The following is a 22735-nucleotide window of genomic DNA, read 5'->3' as shown; positions in this document are numbered from 1 at the left end:
GGATCAGACCGGCAGCGGGACGCCGGGCAGATTCTTCGACGTGCGGATCGTCAGCGACGTCTTGACGCTCACCACATTGGGTGCCGGCGTCAGCTTCGACGTCAGGAATTGCTGGAAGCTCTGCAGATCGCGCGCGACCACCTTCAGGATGAAGTCGATCTCGCCGTTCAGCATATGGCATTCGCGCACTTCGGGCAGGGCGTCGACATGGTCCTGGAACGCCTTGAGATCGGCCTCGGCCTGGCTCTTGAGGCTGACCATCGCGAACACGGTGATGGTGTAGCCCAGCATCGCCGGATCGACCACGGCGTGATAGGCGGTGATGGCGCCGGCTTCCTCCAGCGCGCGGACGCGGCGCAGGCACGGCGGTGCCGTCAGCCCGACCTTCCGCGCCAGATCCACATTGGTCATCCTGCCATTGTCCTGCAATTCGCCCAGGATCTGCAGGTCGATGTCGTCGATATTGGGCCCCGCCATCAGATTGATTATTTCCTTACCTGTTACTGCGGGCGCATCATAATAATATTTCAGCGCAATGCAATTGTCCCACTATGCGACGCTCATATTGTGCGTCGAAATCACGCTTTCGCTTTGGGTAAGGACTGCTTATCGGTTAGGATGTAACGAACAGCGATGCGGGCATGCCGCCTGTTACCGCTTGAATATGGGGACTTTGGTTGCGCTTCAACGACATCATGCAAACCGTGCTGGCTGCTGACGATCGCAGCGGCGTGGGCGCGGTGACGCTGTGGCGGCAATGCGTCGACCTGCTGGCGCAGCATGATCGCTATGATCGTCCCCCCATGGACGCACCCGATCGCGAGGCTCTGCTCGGCCGATTGGCTCAGTTGCGGCCGCAACTGTCTGAAATGCAGCGAATCGCGACCGTCGTCGAACTGGGTGGCCGGCTGCGTTCGGCCAGCCTGATCCGCTTCTTTGCCGGTGACCGTCCGGCGATCGCCGGCGCGGCGATGGCACGCGCGCGCCTGTCCGATCCGCTGTGGGCCGCACTGCTGCCGCACCTCAGCCCCACGGCGCGCGGCGTGCTGCGCGGCCGTCGCGACATCGGCCCCGAAACGCGGCAGGGGCTCGAAGCCTTTGGCCCGACCGACCTGGTGCTGACCAGCGGCACGAGCGTCCGCGAAGCCGACATGTTGTTGACCGCGGACATGGCGCTCGCGGCCGAGCCCGTCGTCGAGCCGGAAGTTGCGCCGCAGCCGGTGGCCGAACCCGGCCCCGACCAGATCCGCAACCTGGTCGACCGCATCGCGCGCTTCACCAGCACCCGGCGCCCGCCCGAAGAGACGCCGCCGCAGGACATCATCGTCGCGCCGGTGACGCAGCCCGCGCTGCGCGCCGAACAGCCGCATTTCTTCGCGTTCGAGACGGATTCCACCGGCGTGCTGGTCTGGGTGGACCAGGGGCCGCGCGCCGCGCTGGTCGGCCTGTCGCTCGGCGAAATCGCGCTGGAAGGGGCAAGCGGTCCCGATGGCCATGTCGCCGGCGCCTTCCAGCGCCGCAGCGGTTTCCAGAATGGCCGTTTCACCATCATCGGCGGGATGATGGCAGGCGAATGGCGCCTGTCGGCAACCCCCTTCTTTGATCCGCGGTCCGGCCGGTTCCAGGGCTATCGCGGCCAGGCACGGCGCCCCTATCTGCACGAAGTGGCGACGACGCCGTCGGGACCGGTGACGATTGCCGGCCTATCGGCGGATTCGCTGCGCCAACTGGTGCATGAACTGCGCACGCCGCTGAACGCGATCCTGGGCTTTGCCGAGATTATCGAACAGGAATTGTTCGGCCCGGCCGGCGTCGAATATCGCGAGATGGCCGGCAATATCGCGGTCGATGCGCGCCATCTGCTGGCGGCGTTTGACGATCTGGATCTGGCCGCCAAGGTATCGCGCGGCGACGGCATCGGTGCGCCGCAGACGATCGATCCGGCGTTGCTGGTGATGCAGGTCGCGGCCCGCTTCCGCGATCAGGATGGCCGGGCGGTGACGCCGATCGACATCGCCGTGTCGCAGGATCTGCCACAGATCAGTATCGATCCGGTGCAGGGCGAGCGCATGGTGCAGCATCTGCTGCGCACGCTGATTTCCGTCGCGCCCGAGGGCGAGGCGGTGACCGGCGCCTGCTGGTTCCAGCCCGATGGCGCGTCGGGCAAGGTGGTGCTGGCGATCGACCGCCCGTCGACGCTGAGCGGCATGGACGAGGCGCATCTGCTCGATCCGGGCTATACGCCGGAGGGTGACTGGGCGGACGGGCCGTTGCTGGGGCTGGGCTTCTCGCTGCGTCTGATCCGCAGCCTGGCGGCCGGTTGCGGCGGTAGCCTGGATGTCGGCCCGGACCGTTTCCTGCTGCGCATCCCGGTTGACGGGATGGAAGAGGATGTCGTTGGCAATGGCTGATTTTCGGGCTGGTCGGGCGCGGGCTTGACCGGAACGAAACCCTATCGCAACCATTGCGGGATAGGGAAGGGCGATGCAATCAGCTCATCATCATGACGGCAATCTGCTTCGGGCGCCGCTGCCCGAGGACATGATTGCGCTTCCGGCCGCGTTCGGCACCCGCTTCATGCTGTTCGTCGATACCGAGGAGGAATTCGACTGGAATGCGCCCTTCCGTCGGGAAGGCCATGGCGTGACGGCGTTGGCCGGCATGGCACGCGGCCAGGCCTATTTTGCGGCGGCCGGGGTGAAGCCCGTCTATGTGACCGACTATCCGGTGGTGGACAGTGATGCGGCCGCCGGGATGATGGGGGCGTGGGTGGCAGCGGGCGAGGCCGATGTCGGCGCGCATCTCCACCCCTGGGTCAATCCGCCCCATGTCGAGGATGTGAACGCCGCCAATTCCTATGTCGGTTCGCTGCCCGAGGCGGTGGAAGCAGCCAAGCTGGAGGCGCTGTGCCGGCGGATCGAGGATCGCTTCGGTCGGCGGCCGATCGCCTATCGGGCGGGGCGCTATGGCGTCGGCCCCAACAGTGCGCGGCTGCTGGAGGCGGCGGGCTTTCGCCTCGATACCTCGGTGCGCAGTCGGTTCGATTACAGCGATCAGCATGGCCCCGATTTCCATGGACTGCCGCAAAATCCCTATTGGGCGGGGCCGACACGCAGCCTGGTCGAATTGCCCTTGTCGACGGCGATCACCGGCCTGTTGCGGGGCGGTGGCGAGGGACTTTATCGCGCGACTCAGGCGATGGGGCCGCTGGCCGGTGCGCTGGCGCGGGCGCGGATGCTCTCGCGCGTGCCGCTGACGCCCGAAGGCATCACTGCAGCCGAAGCGACGACGGCGATCGACGCGCTGATCGAGGAAGGCGTGCGCGTCCTCAATTTCAGTTTCCATTCGCCCACACTGGAGCCGGGCCACACGCCCTATGTCCGTGACGAGGCCGATCGCACCGCCTTTTACGGCTGGTGGGATAGGGTGCTGAGCCATCTGGCGCGGCGCGGCGTGGCGGCGGTCAGCCTGGATCAGTTGCTGGATGCCATTCCGGCGCGCGCGGAGGCTTGCCAAGCCGCCTGATGCTCCTTATCGCCGCGTTCAAGGTGGGGCCTGTAGCTCAATGGTTAGAGCTGGCCGCTCATAACGGCTAGGTTGCGGGTTCGAGTCCTGCCGGGCCCACCAAATATTGCTTTCAAGACAGTTAGGATGCTATAATAAACCTCTGAAATAATGGGGTTTTTCAGCATTTTTGCTGTTCAGGACAGGTCAGGGCAGACCAGGACAGTTCAGCGAATCTGTGGGCATATTTGCGGGCATGGCGGGCCGATTTGAGGGCATAATCTCATGTCGCTTACCATCATCGAAATTAAGAATGCCAAGCCTGCTGCGAGCGATTACCGACTTGCTGATTCTCAAGGGCTTTTCCTCTACGTCACCACTGCCGGCGGAAAAATCTGGCGCTACAGATATCGGATAGGACTGTGATCTGCCCGCCGCTGAGTGGCCCAGAGACTATGATAGTCTGGACCACGAAAGGGACGATGAATGCCGAGCAAGAAGCACAAGCCGGAAGAAATTATCGGCAAGCTGCGTGAAGTTGAGATTGTTCTGGCGCAGGGAGCCTCGACAGCAGAGGCGTGCCGCGGGATCGCAGTCAGCGAGCAGACATACTATCCTGGCGCAAGGAATATGGTGGCCTGAAGACCGACCAGGCGAGGCGGATGAAGGATCTGGAGAAAGAGAACCAGCGGCTACGCCGGGCGATTTCGGATCTGACGTTGGACAAGCTGATCTTGCAGGAAGCTGCCAAGGGAAACTTCTGAGCCCCGCGCGGCGGCGGCGCTGCATCGATCAGTTGCGACGAGATTTGCCGATCCGGGTGTCCGAGCGACGGATATGCCGGGTGCTGGGGCAGCATCGATCGACACAGCGCAAGGTGCCGCGTGGGGCAGATGACGAACAGGCGCTCACGGAGGACATCGTCGCGCTGGCGAAGCAATATGGCCGCTATGGCTACCGCCGAGTGACGGCGTTGCTATGCCATGCGGGGTGGACGGTGAACCACAAACGGGTCGAGCGGATATGGCGACGCGAAGGACTGAAGGTCCCGCTGCGTGAGCCCAAACGGGGACGCCTGTGGCTCAACGACGGATCATGTATCCGCTTGCGGCCTGAGTATCCCAGGCATGTGTGGGCCTACGACTTCGTCGAAGGGCGCACGCACGATGGCCGCAAGTTCCGGATTCTGACGATCATCGACGAGGCCAGCAGGGAATGCCTGGCACTCATCGTTGCCCGGCAGCTCAAACACGAGGATGTGCTGGCGGCGCTGGCTGACCTGTTCATCTCGCGTGGGCCACCAGCGCATATACGATCCGATAATGGTAGCGAGTTTATCGCGACCGCCGTCCAGAAATGGTCGGGGCAGATCGGCGTGAAGACGCTCTATATCACGCCGGGATCACCATGGGAGAATGGCTATAACGAAAGCTTCAATGGGTCGCTTCGCGACGAACTGCTCAACGGCGAGATCTTCTACAGCCTCGCTGAGGCCAAGGTGCTGATCGAGGCATGGCGGCGGCATTACAACACCGTTCGCCCTCACAGCAGCTTGGGCTACCGACCGCCGGCACCGGAAACGGCGACACCGCCATATCCGGCCTCCGGTTCCGCTTCGCTCCACCTCCGTCCGGATATGGCGGCGATGGGCTTAATCCACTAACAAACCAATCGGGCCACTCGGTGGGGGCAGATCAGATGTTCGCGCGAATGTCGAGGTTCGGCATTGCCTGCCAACTGGCGTTGAGGCCCACCAGCGCATAGGCCTTCTGCTCCTCATGGTAGGCGATGCCGGAGGTCGCGCCATTGTTGTAGATCGTGCTTTGCCAGTAAAACGAGCCGCCGACACGTATGGTGTCGAGATTGCCCGGCAGGCGGTAGTTCGTCAGCACCTTGACCAAATCGCGCGGCACGTCGGTGTCGAACAAAGTGCCGATCTTCGTGGCATCCGCATCCTCGCGATATTTGTCGAGCGTGTGGGAATAACCGGCGGTAATCTGCCAGTCGGGCGTGATGGCGCCGTCAATCGCGAAATCCATCCCTTCCGCCCGCACCATCTTTTGATCGGCCTCAGATGCCGCCATTTGCGGCCTCGCTTATTCCTCGCAAGATTGCAGATGGCGTTACGGACCTTTTTAGGCCCGCTGCCTTTCAGCGGCTTGGTTGCGCCTGGAACCACGGGATCATCCGCGCGATCGCATCCTCGACCCGGTCGGTCGAGACGGCGAAGCTCAGGCGGATGAAACGATGGCCGTCGACCGGATCGAAATCGATGCCGGGCGCGGTGGCGACGCCGGTCTCGCGCAGCAGCTTCTGGCAGAAGGCCAGGCTGTCATTGGTGAGATGGCTGATATCGGCATAGATATAGAAGGCGCCGTCGGGCGGCGCGATGCTGGCGAGGCCGAACGCGGGCAGGGCGTCGAGCAGCAATTGCCGGTTGCGGCGATAGGTGTCGACATGGCCTTCCAGCTCATCGGTGCAGTCGAAAGCAGCTAGCCCCGCCTGCTGCGCCAGCACCGGGGGCGTCAGGAACAAATTGCCCATCCGCGCCCGCGCCGCGCCGATCAGGTCGGCGGGCACGACGATCCAGCCCAGCCGCCAGCCGGCCATGCTGAAATATTTGGAGAAGCTGTTCACGATCACCGCATCGGGGGCAAATTCCAGCATCGACCGCGCCGGTTCGCCGAAGCTGAGGCCATGATAGATTTCGTCGGAGATGATGCGGATGCCGCGTGTCGCGCACACTTTGGCGATCGCCGCCAGTTCGTCGGCCGGGATGATCGTTCCGGTCGGGTTGGCCGGGCTGGCGAGGATCAGGCCGTCTGGTGCTGGCTCGATCGCCGCCAGCGCATCGGCGCTGATCTGATAGCGTTCGGCCGGGCCGCAGGCGATTTCGACCGGCTCCAGATAGAGCGCCTTCAACGTGTTGCGATAGGCGACATAGCCCGGCCGCGCGGTGGCGACGCGGGCGCCGGGCGCGAACAGGCTGGTGAGCGCCAGCACCAGGCCGGGCGAAGCGCCGCAGGTCAGCAGTATCTGTTCGGGATCGACGGTCACGCCGTGCCGATCGGCATAGAGGCGGGCGATCCGTCCCTTGAGCGCCGGACTTTCCCAATAGCCCATCGGGTCGGTATCGAGCACCTCATGCGCCAGCGCGATGGCGGCGGCGGGCGCACCGGTCGAGGGCTGGCCGAACTCCATGTGCAGGATGGAGCGGCCCTGGGCCTTGAGGGCATGGGCCTCGCGGCTGATGGCGATGGCGTGGAAGGGATCGATCTGGGCAATCATGCCGGGTGCCTATTCTGTGCGGGCAACCATGTCCATGGCCGCTACGTTCTGTCTGGCATGAACCAGGCGCTGCTCACCGCCCTGCAATATTATGGTGCCGGCGCCGCCACGCTCGCGGCGCTGGTCGTGTCGCTGAACCTGGGGCGGCGGATCACCGGCTGGGCGTTCATACTGTTCGTCACCAGCTCGATCGCGCTGATCGGCTGGGGCTTTCTCGGCAAGGACAGCGAGGGGATCGGCTGGCAGAATGTCGCGCTGCTGGCGATCAACGCGGTCGGCGTGTGGCGCTATTTGATCTCGAAACATGCGGTGCGCGACCGATAATCCTCCCCTGCAAGGGGAGGTGGCGCGCGCGAAGCGCGTGACGGAGGGGGGGCGCCCTATCGCAAACGGGATACCCCTCCACCATTTGCTGCGCAAATGGTCCCCCTCCCCTTGCAGGGGAGGATGTTTTTAGGCTTCGGCGATCCACACCTCGACCGGCACCTTGTCCTGCAGCAGGGCGAGGCGGATCGGCAGTTCTTCGATCGGACCGCCGGCGAGCGCCTGGTCATAGACCGCCTTCTTGCCCGCGCCGCCGATCTGCAGGAAGATGTGGCAGCTTTGCAGGATCGCATGCGCGGTCAGCGACAGGCGCTGGTGCGGCGCGACCGGCGGGGTGGCGGCGATGGTGTAAGCCTGAGTGGAAAGCCCCTCGGCCAGTTCCTTGCCCTCCGGGAAGAGCGAGGCGGTATGGCCGTCATCGCCCATGCCGAGCAGGATGATGTCGAACGGCCAGGGCAGGGCGGCAAAGTCCGCCTCGACCGCGCTCTGGCCGGCATAGGCGTCGGCGGCGCTGTTCTTCATCGGCACGAAGCGGGCGGCGGCGGCCGGGCCCTGGAGCAGGGTTTCGCGCACCAGCCGTTCATTGCTGTCGGCGCTGACCGGATCGACCCAGCGTTCATCGACCAAAGTGACGATCAGCTTCGTCCAGTCGAGCGGAACCTTCGACAGCGCTTCCAGCACCGGGCGGGGCGAGCGGCCACCCGAGACGGCCAGCGTCGCGACGCTCCGTTCTGCTATCGCCTCCGACAAGAGGGTGGCGATGCGGGCGGCGATGTCGGTGGCAGCTTCGGCGCCGGTGGCAAAGATATGTTCGGTCGGCATGGCTCTCACTCGACGATTTCGGGAAGGGTGCAGATGTCGATCCATTGCGCCCCGGTCAAGGCGGCAAGCCGTTCGGGCGTCAGTTCGACCGAGGCGGTGCGCGATCCCGCCGCCGGAAACACGGTGTCGAACGCCTGCAACGAGACATCGCAATAGACGGGCAGGGCGCTGGCGAGGCCGAAGGGGCAGACGCCGCCGACTGGATGGCCGGTAATCTCCTCCACCTCATGCGCGCCCAGCATGCGCGGCTTGGCGCCCAGCGCGGCCTTCGCCTTGCCATTGGACAGGCGGGCGTCGCCGCGGGCGCAGACCAGCACCACCCTGTCGCCGACGCGCAGCGACAGGGTCTTGGCGATACGCGCCGGTTCGACGCCGAGCGCGGCCGCCGCCTCGATCACCGTTGCGGTGCTGACGCCCTGATCGATGATGACGACATCGGGCGCCTGCGCGGCGAAGAAGGCGCGGACGCTTGCGTCACTCATTGGCCGCGAATGTCGCTCAGCTTGCGTTCCCAGGCGAGCGCATGATTGACGATTTCCTCCAGATTGGCGTGCTTGGGTTGCCAGGGGAATTGCGCCATGATCTTGCGATTGTCGGAGATAAGCGAGTCCGGATCGCCAGCGCGGCGGCCCTCCATCCGGCGGTCGATCGTCATGTTGGTGACGCGATCGACGGCATCAAGCACTTCGAGCACCGAGAAGCCCCGGCCATAGCCGCAGTTGAGCGTGTAATTTTCCTCCGGCGCCGCGATCAGCGCTTCCAGTGCCAGGACATGCGCATTGGCGAGGTCGGACACATGGATATAGTCGCGCACGCCGGTGCCATCGGGCGTGTCATAGTCGGTGCCCATGACCGCGACATGGCTGCGCTTGCCCAGCGCGGCTTCCACCGCGACCTTGATCAGATGGGTGGCGCCAGCGGTCGACTGGCCGCTGCGGCCCTGCGGATCGGCGCCGGCGACGTTGAAATAGCGCAGCACGCAGAAATTGAGCGGGTGGGCCTTGGCGACGTCGGCCAGCATGATCTCCGTCATCAGCTTCGACATGCCATAGGGGTTGATCGGCAGCTTGGGACTGTCTTCCCGAACCGGGCTTTCCTTGGGCACGCCATAGGTGGCTGCGGTCGAGGAGAAGATGAAATGCTTCACCCCGGCATTGACCGCGCTTTCGATCAGGTTGCGGCTCTTGGCGCTGTTGTTGTGATAATATTTGAGCGGGTTCTCGACCGATTCCGGCACGATGATCGAACCGGCAAAATGCATGATCGCGCCGACATTCTGTTCCTTCAGCAGCGCTTCGACCAGCGGCTGGTCGGCAATGTCGCCCTGGGTGAAATGCACATCGTCGGGAATGGCCCAGCGAAAGCCGGTGGTGAGATTGTCGATGACCGCAACGGGATAGCCCGCGTCGCGCAATGCCAATACGGCATGACTGCCGATATAGCCGGCCCCGCCCGTGACCAGAACCGTGGGCTTGTCGCTCATTCCTCACTCCCCAAGATGATAGGGGGCGAGGACTAGCCGACGGGCGAGGGGCTTTACAAGCGTTTATGCTGCGGCGCGGGACGGCGCCGGGCGATAGAAGGTAGCGCCGTTTGCAGCCATTTCCCGCAGCTGCGCCGTGGGGGCGAAGCGCGGGCCATGGGCGGCGGCCAGCCGGTCCAGCACGGCCACGACATGGGCGATGCCGACCGTGTCCATATGGCTGAACGGGCCGCCGGTATAGGGCGCGAAGCCCCAGCCGAAGATCGCGCCGATATCGCCATCTTCCGGCGTTTCCAGCACGCCTTCCTCGAAGCAGCGGGCGCATTCGATCAGCTGGCGATAGAGGAGGCGTTCCTTGACTTCCTCGACATCCGGCTGGGCGTCGGCGCGCGGGAACAGATCGCCCAGCACCGGCGAGAGATGCTTCTTGCCGCCTTCGGGATAGTCGTACCAGCCCTTGCCATTCTTGCGGCCCAGGCGATCGGCCTCGACCATCTTGAGCATGATGTCGTCCGACCCCTGGGGAACATAGGCGTCGCCCAGTTCCTTCTTGGCGGCGGTCATGATCTTGACGCCCAGTTCGATCGACACTTCGTCGCTGACCGCCAGCGGGCCGGTCGGCATGCCAAGCTGCTTGCCGGCATTTTCGATGAGCGCCGGGTTGATGCCTTCGCCGACCAGTTCGGCGCCTTCCTGCACATAGGTGCCGAAGCTGCGCGAGGTGTAGAAGCCGCGGCTGTCATGCACGACGATCGGGGTCTTCTTGATCTGGGCAACGAAGTCGAGCGCCTTGGCGATCGCGGCCGGGCCGGTCTTTTCGCCCAGGATGATCTCGACCAGCGGCATCTTCTCGACCGGCGAGAAGAAGTGGACGCCGATGAAATTCTCGGGCTTGGACCAGGCATTGGCGAGCTTGGTGATCGGCAGGGTCGAGGTGTTGGAACCGAAGATGGTGTCGGCGCCCAGCACGGCTTCGACCTGCGTGGTCACTTCCGCCTTGATGCTCACATCCTCGAACACCGCCTCGATCACGAAGTCGGCGCCGGCGAGTGCTGCATAGTCGGTGGTGGGCGTCACGCGGGCCAGGGTGGCAGCCATCTTCTCGGGCGTCATGCCACGGCCCAGGCGCTTGGCCAGCACCGCTTCGACATGGGCCTTGCCCTTCTCGGCATAGGCCTGGTCGCGGTCGAACAGCACCACGTCCATGCCGGCCTGCGCCGCGACGGTGGCGATGCCCGCGCCCATCATGCCGGCACCCAGCATGGCGAGCTTGGTCGTCGGCGCCTTGGGCTCGTCCTTGGGACGACGCGCGCCGCGCTCGGCCGCCTGCTTGTTGACGAACAGGGTGCGGATCATGTTCGACGCCTGCGGATCGGCAGCGACCTTGGCGAAATATTTGCTCTCGATCCGGATCGCCCGGTCCATCGGCAGGGTGATGCCCTCATAGACCGCCGACAGCAAAGCGATCGGCGCGTTCATGTTGCGCTGGGTCTGCTTGAGCGTCATCGGCAGGGCGCCGGCCATGGTCTGGACGAAGGCGGGGTTGAAACCGCCGGCGCCACCGGGCACCTTGAAGCCCTTGACGTCCCAGGGCTGGGTGCTGGCGGTCGGGTTGGCCTTGACCCATTCCTTCGCCGCCGCAGCTGCCGTGCCCTGCGGGACCACGCCGTCGACGACCTTCAGCATCGCGGCTTCGGCCGGGCGGAACAGCTTGCCTTGCAGCATGTACATCAGCGACGCCTGCACGCCCATGATGCGCGGCAGGCGCTGCGAGCCGCCGCCGCCGGGGAACAGGCCGATCAGGATTTCGGGCAGGCCGAGCTGGGTCTTGGGGCTGTCGCCGACGAAGCGGCGATGGCAGGCCAGCGCCAGCTCGAAGCCGCCGCCGACGCAGGTGCCCTCGATCGCACAGGCGACCGGCTTGCCGGCGGTTTCCAGGCGACGGAACAGCTGGTTCAGGACGAACACATTGTCGAAGATCGCGGTGGGGGCGGGGCGCTGTCCATCGGCGCTGGCCAGCATCGACCCGAAATATTTCAGGTCCATGCCGGCCATGAAGCCGCTGTCCTTGCCCGATGCGATGACCGCGCCCTTGATGCCCTCTTCCGACGCGATGCGGGTGATGGCGGTGTCGAGGTCAGCCAGGAAGTCGGGGCCGATGACGTTCATCGACTGGCCGGGCACGTCGATCGTCAGGGTGGCGATGCCGTCGGCATCGATGTCGAATGCGATAGTGTTCATTTTGATCTCCTCTCCCCCGTTCGCCCTGAGCCTGTCGAAGGGCTCGCCTGAGCGTAGCGAAGGCATCTCACTGCGTTCGATGACGGGCTTCGACTTCGCTCAGCCCGAACGGGGTGGTAATATTGCTTACACGCGCTCGATGATGATGCCGGTGCCCATGCCCGCGCCGACGCACAGGTTGATGAGCGCGGTGCCCTTGCCCGAGCGTTCCAGCTCGTCGAGCGCAGTGCCCAGCACCATGGCACCGGTGGCGCCCAGCGGATGGCCCATGGCGATCGCGCCGCCATTGACGTTGATCTTGCTGTGGTCGAGGTTCATCGCCTGCATGTAGCGCAGCACGACCGAGGCGAAGGCTTCGTTCAGTTCCCACAGGTCGATGTCGGCGGTGGTCATGCCGGCACGGGTCAGCAGCTTGCCGGCGACAAATTCCGGGCCGGTCAGCATGATCAGCGGTTCGGACCCGATGGAGGCCATCGCCTTGATCTTCGCGCGCGGTTTCAGGCCGTATTTCTCGCCGATTTCCTTGTTGCCGACCAGCACGGCGGCGGCGCCGTCGACGATGCCGCTGCTGTTGCCGGCATGATGGACATGGTTGACCTTTTCCAGCTCGGGATAGCGCAGCAGGGCGACGGTATCGAAGCCGGGCATGTCCTCACCCAGTGCCTGGAAGCTGGGCTTCAGGCTGCCGAGCGACTGCATCGTCGCGTCGGGGCGCATATGTTCGTCATGGTCGAGCGCGATGCCGCCGATCACGTCGCGGACCGGCACGATCGACTTCTTGAAACGGCCTTCGTCCCAGGCGGCCTTGGCGCGGCGCTGGCTCTCGACGGCATAGGCGTCGACATCGTCGCGGCTGATGCCGAACTTGGTGGCGATCACGTCGGCGCCGATGCCCTGGGGCGCGAAATAGGTCTTGTAGGCGACCGCCGGGTCCATCGCCCAAGCGCCACCGTCCGATGCCATCGGCACGCGGCTCATCGATTCGACGCCGCCGCCGATCGCGAACATCGCTTCGCCCGAATAGACCTTGGCCGCGGCCATGTTGACCGCTTCCAGGCCCGATGCGCAGAAACGGTTGATCTGCACGCCCGGCACGGTCTGGGCATAGTCGGCGTTGAGCACGGCGACGCGCGCGATATCCGCGCCCTGTTCGCCGACCGGGCTGACGCAGCCCAGGATCACGTCGTCGACGTCTGCGGTGTCGATCTGGGTGCGGTCGCGCACCGCTTCGAGCATCTGCGTCGCAAGCTGGATGGGGGTGATGTCGTGGAGCGAACCGTCGCTCTTGCCCCGGCCACGGGGCGTGCGGACGGCGTCGTAGATATAGGCTTCCATGGTTCCTTTTCCCTCTCCGTTGGCGGCTTTTGGCGCACCGGAAGTGGCCCTGAATGTATTTACGTTTACGTAAAGTGCAAGCCTGAAATGGTCGGTTTCCGCCGACATGGCCTTGCCGTAAGGTCAGGTGCGGGCCTGATGTGGGGCGCGATTGCAGCAGGACAAGCACCAGGTGAAGATTGCGGTTCTTTCCGACATTCATGGCAATATCGATGCGCTCGACGCCGTGCTGGCGGATATGGCTGCGCGCAATGTCGATCTATGTGTCAATCTCGGTGACATCCTGTCGGGGCCGCTCTTCCCCTGCGAGACTGCCGATCGGGTTATGGCGTTGGATATGCCGACGATCCGGGGCAATCATGAGCGGCAATTGCTGACGCTGGCGCCCGATCGGATGGGCGCGTCGGACCGGGCAACCCATGATCTGCTGGCGCCGCGCCATCGCGACTGGATCGCCGCCTTGCCCGAGACGCTGTGGCTGACGGATGAGATGCTCATGGTCCATGGCACGCCGGGCAGCGACATCGATTATTGGCTGGAAACGGTCGAACCCACCGGCTTGCGCGCCGCGACAGAGGCGGAGGTCGAGGCGCGGGCAGGGGGCGTTGTCGCGCCGCTGATCCTGTGCGGCCATACCCATGTGCCGCGCATCCATGGTCGCGCCGATGGCGGGCTGGTCGTCAATCCGGGCAGCGTGGGCCTGCCGGCCTATGACGATGACCGGCCCTGGCCGCACAAGGTGGAGACCGGATCGCCCGAGGCGCGCTATGGGCTGGTCGAGCGGATGGCCGACGGCTGGCACGCGGAGATCGTCCTGGTCGCCTATGATGTCGAACGCGCGGCCGCCACGGCCGACGCACGGGGGCGGCCCGACTGGGGCCGGGCGCTGCGTACCGGACGGATGTGAACCAAAGGCCGAGTCGCGGGTTTGACCGACGTTCCTAAATCCGCTTGATGGTTTTCGTGCCTGACACCGAGTCCCCCCAGCCGTCCTCGCCCTTTGCCATTCCCATCTTCCGCGCGATCTGGATCGCGAGCCTGGCGTCCAATTTCGGCGGGTTGATCCAGTCGGTCGGTGCGGCCTGGATGATGACCTCGCTGTCCGCTTCGCCGGTGCTGGTGGCACTGGTGCCGGCGTCCACGACGCTGCCGATCATGCTGTTCTCGCTCTGGGCCGGCGCGGTCGCCGACAATCTGGATCGGCGCAAGGTGATGATGGCCTGTCAGCTGTTCATGCTGCTGGTGTCGACTGCCCTTGCGCTGGTCGCCTGGCTCGGCGCGCTGACGCCCTGGACGCTGTTGGGCTTCACCTTCCTGATCGGCTGCGCGACGGCGGTGAACGGCCCGGCCTGGCAGGCATCGGTCGGCGACATGGTGCCGCGCAGCGTGCTGCCCAGTGCCGTCGCTATGAACAGCATGGGGTTCAATCTTGCCCGTAGTACCGGCCCGGCGCTGGGCGGCGTGATCGTCGCGGCGGCGGGCGCGGCGGCGGCGTTCCTGGCCAATGCAGTCAGCTATATCGGCCTGGTCGCGGTGCTGGCGCGCTGGCGGCCGGAATTGCCGCCCAAACTGCTGCCGCGCGAGCGGCTGGGCGTCGCGATGTGGGCCGGTGTCAGCTATGTCTCGATGTCGCCCAAGATCCAGCTCGTGCTACTGCGCGGCGGCGCCTTCGGCATCGGTGCCAGTGCGGTGTCGGCGCTGATGCCGCTGGTGGCGCGCGATGTGCTGGGCGGCGGCGCGCTGACCTTCGGCCTTACCAGCGGTGCCTTCGGCGTCGGCGCGGTGGCCGGGGCGCTGTCCACCCGGCGGCTGCGCGCGCGCTTCTCGATCGAGGCAATCGTGCGGTCCGCTGCCCTGTCGCTGGCGGCGGGAACGGCGATCACCGCCATGTCGGGCTATCTGGCGCTGGCGCTGCTCGGCTATCTGCTCGCCGGGGCGGGCTGGGTCATGGCGCTGTCGACCTTCAACGTGTCGGTCCAGATGTCGGCGCCGCGCTGGGTCGTCGCCCGCGCCGTCGCCATCTATCAGATGACGGCGTTCGGCGGCATGGCGATCGGCGCCTGGCTGTTCGGCAATCTGGCCGAGGATCATGGCGTGGTCGAGGCGCTCTATGCCTCCGCCGCGGTGCAACTGGTCGCCGCGCTGATCGGCTTCGTTCGTCCGCTGCCGCAGATCGGCGATGACAATCTCGATCTCCAGAATCGCTGGCGCGAGCCGGAGACGGCGGTGCCGGTCGAGCCGCGCAGCGGCCCGGTGGTCATCACCATCGAATATCGCATCCCGGTGGGGTCGGTCGTCCCCTTCCTCAGCGCGATGAGCGAGCGCCGCCGCATTCGCAAGCGCGATGGCGCGCATGGCTGGTCGCTGATGCGCGACCTGGGCGATCCCGAACTCTGGGTCGAGCGCTATCATGTGTCGACTTGGCTCGACTATGTCCGCCACAACCAGCGGCGTACCATCGCCGACATCACCAACAGCGACACGATCCACGCGCTGCACAGTGGCGGCAAGCCGCCAGTGGTGCATCGCATGCTGGAACGCCAGACCGGCTCGTTGCCGCTCAGTCGTGCCCCTGATCCGCGGGAAATGGGCGACGGGCTGACCGATCCGACGCGATCGACCTGAAGCGGGGCAAGGCAAAGCGGCTTCGCCTGCCCCTTTTGTGCCTCAGGTCGGTGTCACCGGGGGGCGGCCAAGATCCTCCGGCGTATCGATGTCGTGCAGCACATTGCCGATCGTCTCGATCTGGATGCCATGGCTCAGCAGGGCGCGGGCGCCCTGATCCCCTTTCAGTGCCAGCAATTCGGGGAAATGCTTGCGGCCAATGAAGGCGGGCGGCGAGGAAGAGAAGCCGTCGGTGCTGGCGACGACCGATCTTATGTCCTCGGCCGCCATGCAGATATGGTTATAATGGGTCTGCGGCACGTCGGGCATGTCGGCCAGGCAGATAAGGATGCCGCGCACCTTGCGCTTGTCCATCACATGTTCGACCGCCAGCCGGATGCTGCTCGACAGGCCTTCCTCGGGACGCTCGTTGACGATGATATCGAAGCCGCGCCGGTCGAGCTTGCGGTGCAGCACCGGCGCAAATTCGATGGGCCGCACGACGGCGACCAGTTCGGCAAAGGCCATGGAGGCGATGGTTTCCAGCGTGTGCGCGGCAACCGGCTTGCCGCGCAGGTCGGCCATCAGCTTGTCTTCCTCGCCGAAGCGGGTCGACATGCCGGCTGCCAGAAGGACGGCGGCGATGCGTTCAGTGCGCATGATCTTGCGATTGTAATGACATTTTTATGTGGTGCGTTCCCGTTAGACTGTGATTTGCCACCACAGCGATGTTGTGTCCAGCCGGGGCAAAAGGGCTGGTCAGACGGGCACGCAGTCGCCATATGCCGGGGCCAACAATTATGGAGTGGCCCAGTTCATGGCATATGATCCCGATGCGGAAACCGTAGGCGAAGGCTCGAAGGAGCCGGTCCCGGCCGAAGTGTCGGAGGCGATCCGCACCCTCATCCGCTGGTCGGGCGACATGCCCGAGCGCGAAGGGCTGATGGAAACGCCCGAGCGGGTGGCGCGCGCCTGGCGCGAATATTGCCGCGGCTATAATGATGATCCGGCCTATCATCTCTCGCGCATCTTCCACGAGGTGGGCGGCTATGACGATGTCGTGCTGCTGAAGGACATTCCGTTCCAGTCGCATTGCGAACATCATATGGCGCCGATCGTCGGGCGCGCGCACATCGCCTATCTGCCGGGCGACTATGTGGTCGGCATTTCCAAGCTGGCCCGTGTGCTGCACGCCTATGCCAACCGGCTGCAGGTGCAGGAACGGCTGACCTCCGAAGTCGCCAACTGCATCTGGGAAAATCTCAAGCCCCAGGGCGTCGCCGTGGTGATCGAGGCGACCCATGGCTGCATGACCGGCCGCGGCGTGCGCACCCCCAATGTCATCATGAAGACCAGCCGCATGCTCGGCGTCTTCCGCGACGATGAAAAGTCGCGCGAGGAAGTGCTGAAGCTCATCGCCTCGTGAATGATGTGACCGGAGAGGGGGAGGGCGCCGAGCCCGCCTATCGCCCGATCGGCGGTGCGAAGAAGGATGCCGGGCCGACCGGCCCCTTGCCGCTGGCCTCGCGCCGGCTGGCGCTGGTGACGGGCGGCCATCGCCGGCTGGGCGGCATCATTTCGGCGGCGCTGGCGCAGGCCGGCTATTCGCTCGCCATCCATGGCAGCCATGACACGCGGCTGGATTCTCATCTGGCGATCGCGCTGGAGGAAAATGGCGCCGAGTGGGAAGGTTTCGTCGTCGACTTCGCTGATCCCGAAGCGGCCGAGGAACTGGTTGCACAGGTTGCCGAACGCTTCGGCCGGCCGCCCGACCTGCTGGTCAACAGCGCGGCGATCTTCGGCCAGGATCGGATCGACAGCGTCACCGCCGACGATCTGATGCGCCATTATGCGGTCAATTGCGCGGCGCCCGCGATGCTGACCAAGGCGTTCGCGACGGTGCCGGCCGGGACCGGCGATCGCTGCATCGTCAATATCCTCGACCAGCGGATCGACCATCCCCATGGCGATCAGCTGGCCTATACGCTGTCCAAGCTGGCGCTGGCCGGCCTGACGAAGACGGCGGCCAGCAGCCTGGCGCCGCAGGTGCGGGTCAATGCGGTGGCGCCCGGCCTTACCATCGCCACGCCCGACTATGATGCGGAGCAGATGGCGCGGCTGGAGCAGTTGATGCCGCTCGGCCGACTGCCGCAGGCGGAACAGATCGCGCAGGCCGTGCTCTATCTGGCCGGCGCGACGGCGGTGACGGGCCAGACCCTCTATGTCGATGGCGGCGCCCATATGCGCAGCTATGATCAGGATTTCATGCATCTTTGCCGATAGGATCGGCAAAATCGCCGCTCTGCAAAGGCTGGCGATCCGTTTTTGGCCGACATAGATCGGCGCTGACAGCTTAGGGAGACGGCAATGGCATATGAAACGATCCTGGTGGAACAGCAGGGCGCGGTGACGCTCATCACGCTCAACCGGCCGCAGGCGCTCAACGCGCTCAACAGCCAGGTGCTCGCGGATCTGGGCGCGGCCTTTGCCGCCTATGATGCCGACCCGACCCAGCATTGCGCGGTGCTGACCGGCAGCGAAAAGGCCTTTGCCGCCGGCGCCGACATCAAGGAGATGGTCGACAAGGAAGCGGCCGATTTCTTCCTGCAGGATTTCTTCTCCGACTGGCAGACCAAGGTGGTCGCCACTCGCAAGCCGTGGATCGCGGCGGTTGCTGGCTTTGCGCTGGGCGGCGGCTGCGAACTGGCGATGATGGCGGACTTCATCCTGGCGGCCGACACTGCCAAGTTCGGCCAGCCCGAGGTGAAGCTGGGCGTGGCGCCGGGCATGGGCGGTTCGCAGCGGCTGACCCGCGCGGTGGGCAAGGCCAAGGCGATGGAAATGTGCCTGACCGGCCGGATGATGGGCGCCGAGGAGGCCGAGCGCGCCGGTCTGGTCGCGCGGATCGTGCCGGCGGCCGAGTTGCTGGAGGATGCGCTCAAGACGGCTGCGGCCATTGCGGCGATGCCGCCGATGGCGGCGATGGTGAACAAGGAAATGGTCAATATCGCCTTCGAGACCAACCTCGCCCAGGGCATTTTGACCGAGCGCCGCCTGTTCCAGATCCTGACCGCCACGCAGGACAAGAAGGAAGGCATGACCGCCTTTGTCGAGAAGCGTCCGGGCGTCTGGAAGGGGCGATAAGGCCTTCAGGAACGATCCTCTCCGACGAGGAGAGAGTAGATGAATTTGCGATCCTCCCCAGGCCAGGCCTGGGGAGGATTTTTTGTGCGCGCGTGCGAGGAAGCGAGCATTGATTGCGAAATCTCAATGCTTTGACGCGCCTCGTTCCGCTTGAGAAATCATCATAAGCGCGTGGTGGATTTTCCCGAAGGGCTCGTTTCAGATGACAAATGGATGACATGGCTGCGCTCGCCCGAAGGGATGATCGACAGGCCAGGGGCCGGGGAGGAACGGCGCGATAGCCCGAAGGGGCGGGCGCTCCTGATTGGCGCGAACTGCCCTTTTGCAGGGCCTACAGGGAGCCTCTATGCCTTCGATTACGTCTGTTCGTCGCGTGTCTCGCGCTGCGCTGCTGCTTGCCTGCTGCGCGGGTGCCTTATCCACTGCCGCCTTTGCGCAGGAGGCTGCTCCAACGGACGAAAATGACAGCATCACCGTGACCGGTCGTCGTATCTCGCAATCGGCCGAAGCCATCGGCGAGGACAAGGTCAGCAATGTCGTCGCGGTGACGCGTGAGGCGCTGCTGTCGGCGCCATCGGGTATTTCGGGCCTCAAGATGCTGGAGCAGCTGCCCGGCTTCAACGTGCAGACCGACGGCGCGCTGGGCCTTTATGAATTTGGTAACAGCGTGCAGACCCGCGCCTTCAACCTGGACCAGATCGGCTTCGTGGTCGACGGCATTCCGACCGGCCGCAGCGACGCCTTCGGTGGCAGCCCTGTCTTCCGCTATGTCGACAATGAAAATCTGGGCGTGGTGGAAGCCTCCGTCGGCGCCGCCGATGTCGGCATGCCCAGCTATTCCAGCCTCGGCCCGGTGGTGCAGTATAACAGCATCGCCCCGCAAGAGGAGATGGGCCTGTTCGTGTCGCAGAGCTTTGGCGACAATAATATGAAGCGCACCTTCATCCGCGCCAGCACTGGCCGGGTGGGGCCGTTCAAGGCCTATGTCAGCCGCACCAAGCTGGACAGCGACCTGTGGCGCGGTCCCGGTTCGGTCGATCGCGAACATTGGGAAGGCCAGATCCATGCCGATCTGGGCGGTGACAGCTGGGCGCGCTTCAAGTTCGTGTCGAACGACTTCTTCGATTATGACTCGCCGACGATCACCCGCGCCCAGTATAATTGCACCGCCACCAGCGTGGTCGGCGCTTGCGGCCGCGACTTCGCCTATATCGAGAATGTGCCCAATACCACGACCGGCTTCGCGCCGACGGCGGCGGGCGTCTATTATTCCAATTCCAACTACACCAATGTCTACAACCTCGCGATCAACGTGCGGAAGGACAAGCTTTATGGCGGCACCTTCCACCTGGGTATTGCCGATGGCGTGTGGGCGGAATCGACCCTCTATTATGAAGACAAGAATGGCTATGGCGTCTCGCCCGACAGCTATTCCAACTCGCTGAGCCGCTACACGGCGCAGGCGACCGCGGGGCTGGACGTGACCGCGCCCAAGGGTGTGCAATATGGTCGGTCGGGCGTCGGCGGCGATCGCTATGGCGTGACCACCAAGCTGCACTGGGAAAGCGGCAATAATGTCGTGGAAGGCGGCATCTGGGCCGAAGTCGACAAATATCACCGCACCCAGGCGCGCTACAACACGATGGACGGCGCCCCCGATGGCGAGCCCAATCTGGACGAGTTGGTCTATCTGCGCCGCGACTATCGGTCCAAGCGCGACACGCTTCAGATCTTCCTGAAGGATACGCTCAAGCTGATGGATGACCGGCTGGTTCTGGATGCCGGCTTCAAGGGGCTGATGCTGGACTACAGCCTTGGCGGCTATCGCGACTTCGACGACTATTATCGCGTCGTGGGTGGCACGGCGGTCGCAGGCTGGGGGCCACAGTATAACACGGCCCATTATCGCGACATGTTCCTGCCGATGGCGGGCCTGCTGTTCAAGATCAACGAGCGCAGCCAGATCTTCGCCTCCTATGCCGAGACGATGGCGCTGCCCAAGGGCATGGATGATATCTATGCGGTGACGCGCACCGGCACGTCGGCGCTGGTGCCCCAGCCCAAGGCGGAACGCGCGCAGAATATGGAAATCGGCTTCCGCACAAACCAGGGGCAGCTCTATGCGTCGATCGCGGGCTACTACACCAAGTTCAAGAACCGCATCCAGTCGATCACCACTTTCCAGGAAGGCGGCGGCAGCACCACCGAAACCTTCTACCAGAATGTCGGCCGGGTCGAATCCTACGGCGTGGAAGCCAGCGGCACCTACAAGCCGGCCTTCCTCAACGGCCTTGCCTATGCCAACGCCAACGTCACCTACAACAACGCCAAGTTCCAGGACGATATCGTCGCGTCGGTCACCTATGCGACCTCCGGCAAATATATCCCCGATAGCGCCAAGTGGATCGTCAGCGGTGGCGTCACGATCGAGCCGGCAAGCTGGCTGGTTGCCAACATCAGCGGCAAATATACGTCGAAGCGCTGGTCGACCTTCACCAACACGGCAGGCTCCAGCGTGCCGGCCTACACCGTGTTCAGCGGCTATGTGGATATTGGCGACGGCTGGAGCTTCGGCCCGGTGAAGAGCATCAAGGCGCGCTTCAACGTCGACAATATCTTCGACAAGGACACGCTGTCCTACATCTCCTCCTCGGTGACGGGTGACGGTTCCTTCCGGCCGCTGTCCCCACGCACCTTCCAGTTCACCATTTCGGGCGAAATCTGATGCGGAATGCTTATCTGATGGGGGCAGCGCTGGTCGCGCTGCTCCCGATTGCGGCGCAGGCCCAGCCAAAATCTGCGACGGGAGGCGTGTCGAAACAGGTCTATCAGCTGCACCAGAAGCTGATCACGCTCGACAGCCATCTCGATACCCCGGCATCGCTCGACCTGCCCGACTGGTCGATCGAGGATGAGCATGGCGTCCATAGCGACTATACCCAGGTCGACCTGCCGCGGATGAAGAAGGGCGGCCTAGACGGCGGTTTCTGGGCGATCTACACTGGGCAGGGACCGCTGACGATCGAGGGCTTCCGCAAGGCGCGCGATTTCGCGTTGTTGCGTGGCATGTCGATCCGATCGATGGTGGCGGCCGACCCCGACAATTTCACGCTGGCGCTGGAGGCGAAGGACGCCGCGCCGATCGCCGCGGCGGGCAAGCGTATCGTCTATATGTCGATCGAAAATGCCTATCCGCTGGGCGAGGATGTCTCGCTGATCAAGACATTCTACGACATGGGCGTGCGCGTGTCGGGCTTTGCCCATTTTGCGCATAACCAGTTCGCCGACAGCTCGACCGATCCGTCGAAGAAGCCGCGCTATGGCGGCCTCAGCCCGCTCGGCAAGGAATTGCTGAAGGAGATGAACCGGCTCGGCATCGTGCCCGACGCCTCGCACAGCTCAGACCAGGTGCTGGACGATCTGCTGGCGCTGTCGACCACGCCGGTGCTGCTGACCCATTCGGGCTGCAAGGCCGTCTATGACCATCCGCGCAACATCGATGACGATCATCTGAAGGCGCTGGCGGCCAAGGGCGGCGTGATCCAGATGAACGCCTATGGCGCCTATCTGCGCGCGTCCAAGCCCAATCCCGAGCGGCAGAAGGCGCTCATGGCGCTTTACAGTCAGATGCGGGAGGGCGCCAAGGTTTCGCCCGAGGCGCGGGCCGTGATGCTCGCCAAGCGGCAGGAGATCGACAGGCTCTATCCCGATACCGACCGGCCGACCTTCGACGATTTCATGGCGCATATGCTGCACGCGCTGAAGGTCGTCGGCCCCGATCATGTCGGCATCGGCCTCGATTGGGACGGCGGCGGCGGCGTCGTCGGCATGGAGGATGTGGTCGATCTGCCCAAGATCACCGACGCCCTGCTGAAGGCCGGTTATAGCGAGGCTGACGTACAGAAAATCTGGTCCGGCAATGTCCTGCGCGTGCTGGCCGCGGCCGAAGCGGGCAAGCAGAAATAAGGACTTGTGCCGGACCGGCCGTTG

The 22735-nt window shown here is 64.6% G+C and carries 20 protein-coding genes, 1 tRNA gene and 1 pseudogene; 13 read left to right on the top strand and 9 right to left on the bottom strand.

Translation table 11 applies throughout. From position 1 onward, the window contains the following. Positions 1–3: 3 nt before the first annotated feature. Positions 4–477: an Lrp/AsnC family transcriptional regulator gene (locus VHN57_RS12270; protein WP_004207648.1), complete on the bottom strand. Its 474-nt coding sequence runs from the start codon at positions 475–477 to the stop codon at positions 4–6. Between the two features lie 200 nt (positions 478–677). On the opposite strand from VHN57_RS12270, the gene VHN57_RS12265 reads away from it, so the two are divergent. The 5 genes and pseudogenes from VHN57_RS12265 (at position 678) to VHN57_RS12245 (ending at position 5167) form a co-directional block, all read left to right on the top strand. After that, entirely contained in the window at positions 678–2411 is a 1734-nt protein-coding gene (locus VHN57_RS12265; RefSeq protein ID WP_169860366.1) for a sensor histidine kinase, read from the top strand. 73 nt (positions 2412–2484) lie between these two features. After that, positions 2485–3525, top strand: coding sequence for a polysaccharide deacetylase family protein (locus VHN57_RS12260; RefSeq protein ID WP_278988327.1), 1041 nt, complete (start codon positions 2485–2487; stop codon positions 3523–3525). 26 nt (positions 3526–3551) lie between these two features. Then, positions 3552–3627, top strand: a tRNA-Ile gene (locus tag VHN57_RS12255). A 162-nt stretch (positions 3628–3789) separates the two neighbouring features. Then, the gene (locus VHN57_RS12250; RefSeq protein ID WP_287429813.1) at positions 3790–3930 is read left to right on the top strand and encodes an Arm DNA-binding domain-containing protein; all 141 of its coding nucleotides are present in this window, start codon (positions 3790–3792) and stop codon (positions 3928–3930) included. A 60-nt stretch (positions 3931–3990) separates the two neighbouring features. Continuing rightward, a pseudogene (locus VHN57_RS12245) lies at positions 3991–5167 on the top strand (IS3 family transposase). Positions 5168–5198: 31 nt separating this feature from the next. Here the strand turns inward: VHN57_RS12245 and VHN57_RS12240 are convergent. Together VHN57_RS12240 and VHN57_RS12235 are read right to left on the bottom strand one after the other, a co-directional pair. Continuing rightward, positions 5199–5561, bottom strand: a complete 363-nt coding sequence (locus VHN57_RS12240; protein WP_423284000.1) for a TonB-dependent receptor domain-containing protein — start codon at positions 5559–5561, stop codon at positions 5199–5201. A gap of 94 nt (positions 5562–5655) precedes the next feature. Then, on the bottom strand, positions 5656–6792 hold the full coding sequence (locus VHN57_RS12235) for a pyridoxal phosphate-dependent aminotransferase (protein WP_423283998.1): 1137 nt from the start codon (positions 6790–6792) through the stop codon (positions 5656–5658). Positions 6793–6849: 57 nt separating this feature from the next. On the opposite strand from VHN57_RS12235, the gene VHN57_RS12230 reads away from it, so the two are divergent. Continuing rightward, the gene (locus VHN57_RS12230) at positions 6850–7116 is read left to right on the top strand and encodes a hypothetical protein (protein ID WP_278988745.1); all 267 of its coding nucleotides are present in this window, start codon (positions 6850–6852) and stop codon (positions 7114–7116) included. Between the two features lie 129 nt (positions 7117–7245). Here VHN57_RS12230 and pgl read toward each other — a convergent pair whose 3' ends face one another. From pgl to VHN57_RS12205, 5 genes are all read right to left on the bottom strand, one after another. Then, complete coding sequence (gene pgl / locus VHN57_RS12225; RefSeq protein ID WP_278988743.1) at positions 7246–7938, bottom strand: 6-phosphogluconolactonase; 693 nt, start codon at positions 7936–7938, stop codon at positions 7246–7248. A gap of 5 nt (positions 7939–7943) precedes the next feature. Then, a complete protein-coding gene (locus tag VHN57_RS12220; protein WP_278986088.1) occupies positions 7944–8420 on the bottom strand; it encodes a YbaK/EbsC family protein in 477 nt (158 codons plus the stop codon). After that, positions 8417–9421, bottom strand: coding sequence for a UDP-glucose 4-epimerase GalE (gene galE, locus VHN57_RS12215; RefSeq protein ID WP_214866711.1), 1005 nt, complete (start codon positions 9419–9421; stop codon positions 8417–8419). Before galE ends, VHN57_RS12220 begins: the two co-directional genes overlap by 4 nt. Before the next feature lie 63 nt (positions 9422–9484). After that, on the bottom strand, positions 9485–11662 hold the full coding sequence (locus tag VHN57_RS12210) for a 3-hydroxyacyl-CoA dehydrogenase NAD-binding domain-containing protein (RefSeq protein WP_278986086.1): 2178 nt from the start codon (positions 11660–11662) through the stop codon (positions 9485–9487). 126 nt (positions 11663–11788) lie between these two features. Continuing rightward, positions 11789–12997 (bottom strand): acetyl-CoA C-acetyltransferase, encoded by a 1209-nt coding sequence (locus VHN57_RS12205; RefSeq protein ID WP_278986085.1) that lies wholly within the window; start codon positions 12995–12997, stop codon positions 11789–11791. A 172-nt stretch (positions 12998–13169) separates the two neighbouring features. Between VHN57_RS12205 and VHN57_RS12200 the strand changes: the two genes are divergently transcribed. Next, positions 13170–13904, top strand: coding sequence for a metallophosphoesterase family protein (locus VHN57_RS12200; RefSeq protein ID WP_278986083.1), 735 nt, complete (start codon positions 13170–13172; stop codon positions 13902–13904). 47 nt (positions 13905–13951) lie between these two features. After that, positions 13952–15622: an MFS transporter gene (locus tag VHN57_RS12195; protein WP_048937021.1), complete on the top strand. Its 1671-nt coding sequence runs from the start codon at positions 13952–13954 to the stop codon at positions 15620–15622. 42 nt (positions 15623–15664) lie between these two features. Here VHN57_RS12195 and VHN57_RS12190 read toward each other — a convergent pair whose 3' ends face one another. Then, positions 15665–16261 carry a nucleotidyltransferase family protein gene (locus VHN57_RS12190; RefSeq protein ID WP_125987072.1) on the bottom strand — a complete coding sequence of 199 codons (597 nt, stop codon included), beginning with the start codon at positions 16259–16261 and terminating at the stop codon, positions 15665–15667. Between the two features lie 157 nt (positions 16262–16418). Here VHN57_RS12190 and folE point away from each other — a divergent pair, with 157 nt between their 5' ends. From folE to VHN57_RS12165, 5 genes are all read left to right on the top strand, one after another. Next, on the top strand, positions 16419–17027 hold the full coding sequence (gene folE / locus VHN57_RS12185; protein ID WP_017501203.1) for a GTP cyclohydrolase I FolE: 609 nt from the start codon (positions 16419–16421) through the stop codon (positions 17025–17027). After that, the gene (locus VHN57_RS12180) at positions 17024–17884 is read left to right on the top strand and encodes an SDR family oxidoreductase (protein ID WP_010335387.1); all 861 of its coding nucleotides are present in this window, start codon (positions 17024–17026) and stop codon (positions 17882–17884) included. The genes folE and VHN57_RS12180 overlap by 4 nt, the downstream gene beginning before the upstream one ends. An 84-nt stretch (positions 17885–17968) precedes the next feature. Further along, positions 17969–18745 carry an enoyl-CoA hydratase-related protein gene (locus tag VHN57_RS12175; protein ID WP_214864517.1) on the top strand — a complete coding sequence of 259 codons (777 nt, stop codon included), beginning with the start codon at positions 17969–17971 and terminating at the stop codon, positions 18743–18745. Positions 18746–19091: 346 nt separating this feature from the next. Beyond that, on the top strand, positions 19092–21470 hold the full coding sequence (locus tag VHN57_RS12170; RefSeq protein ID WP_278986080.1) for a TonB-dependent receptor: 2379 nt from the start codon (positions 19092–19094) through the stop codon (positions 21468–21470). Further along, positions 21470–22711: a dipeptidase gene (locus tag VHN57_RS12165; protein ID WP_278986079.1), complete on the top strand. Its 1242-nt coding sequence runs from the start codon at positions 21470–21472 to the stop codon at positions 22709–22711. Before VHN57_RS12170 ends, VHN57_RS12165 begins: the two co-directional genes overlap by 1 nt. Positions 22712–22735 lie beyond the last annotated feature (24 nt).

Source organism: Sphingobium salicis subsp. salicis (assembly GCF_049472635.1).
GTDB classification, from domain to species: Bacteria; Pseudomonadota; Alphaproteobacteria; order Sphingomonadales; family Sphingomonadaceae; genus Sphingobium; species Sphingobium yanoikuyae_A.
Note: the sequence above shows the minus strand (reverse complement) of the source record. Positions and strands in the feature narration are given on the sequence as shown.

What these genes read in the sequence shown, in the direction of transcription:
- VHN57_RS12250 (WP_287429813.1), top strand. Translation starts at nt 3,790, where the DNA reads ATGTCGCTTACCATCATCGAAATTAAGAATGCCAAGCCTGCTGCGAGC.
- VHN57_RS12260 (WP_278988327.1), top strand. Translation starts at nt 2,485, where the DNA reads ATGCAATCAGCTCATCATCATGACGGCAATCTGCTTCGGGCGCCGCTG.
- VHN57_RS12235 (WP_423283998.1), bottom strand. Translation starts at nt 6,792, where the DNA reads ATGATTGCCCAGATCGATCCCTTCCACGCCATCGCCATCAGCCGCGAG.
- galE (WP_214866711.1), bottom strand. Translation starts at nt 9,421, where the DNA reads ATGAGCGACAAGCCCACGGTTCTGGTCACGGGCGGGGCCGGCTATATC.
- VHN57_RS12170 (WP_278986080.1), top strand. Translation starts at nt 19,092, where the DNA reads ATGCCTTCGATTACGTCTGTTCGTCGCGTGTCTCGCGCTGCGCTGCTG.
- VHN57_RS12195 (WP_048937021.1), top strand. Translation starts at nt 13,952, where the DNA reads ATGGTTTTCGTGCCTGACACCGAGTCCCCCCAGCCGTCCTCGCCCTTT.
- VHN57_RS12270 (WP_004207648.1), bottom strand. Translation starts at nt 477, where the DNA reads ATGGCGGGGCCCAATATCGACGACATCGACCTGCAGATCCTGGGCGAA.
- pgl (WP_278988743.1), bottom strand. Translation starts at nt 7,938, where the DNA reads ATGCCGACCGAACATATCTTTGCCACCGGCGCCGAAGCTGCCACCGAC.
- VHN57_RS12220 (WP_278986088.1), bottom strand. Translation starts at nt 8,420, where the DNA reads ATGAGTGACGCAAGCGTCCGCGCCTTCTTCGCCGCGCAGGCGCCCGAT.
- folE (WP_017501203.1), top strand. Translation starts at nt 16,419, where the DNA reads ATGGCATATGATCCCGATGCGGAAACCGTAGGCGAAGGCTCGAAGGAG.
- VHN57_RS12165 (WP_278986079.1), top strand. Translation starts at nt 21,470, where the DNA reads ATGCGGAATGCTTATCTGATGGGGGCAGCGCTGGTCGCGCTGCTCCCG.
- VHN57_RS12190 (WP_125987072.1), bottom strand. Translation starts at nt 16,261, where the DNA reads ATGCGCACTGAACGCATCGCCGCCGTCCTTCTGGCAGCCGGCATGTCG.
- VHN57_RS12230 (WP_278988745.1), top strand. Translation starts at nt 6,850, where the DNA reads ATGAACCAGGCGCTGCTCACCGCCCTGCAATATTATGGTGCCGGCGCC.
- VHN57_RS12240 (WP_423284000.1), bottom strand. Translation starts at nt 5,561, where the DNA reads ATGGTGCGGGCGGAAGGGATGGATTTCGCGATTGACGGCGCCATCACG.
- VHN57_RS12175 (WP_214864517.1), top strand. Translation starts at nt 17,969, where the DNA reads ATGGCATATGAAACGATCCTGGTGGAACAGCAGGGCGCGGTGACGCTC.
- VHN57_RS12205 (WP_278986085.1), bottom strand. Translation starts at nt 12,997, where the DNA reads ATGGAAGCCTATATCTACGACGCCGTCCGCACGCCCCGTGGCCGGGGC.
- VHN57_RS12210 (WP_278986086.1), bottom strand. Translation starts at nt 11,662, where the DNA reads ATGAACACTATCGCATTCGACATCGATGCCGACGGCATCGCCACCCTG.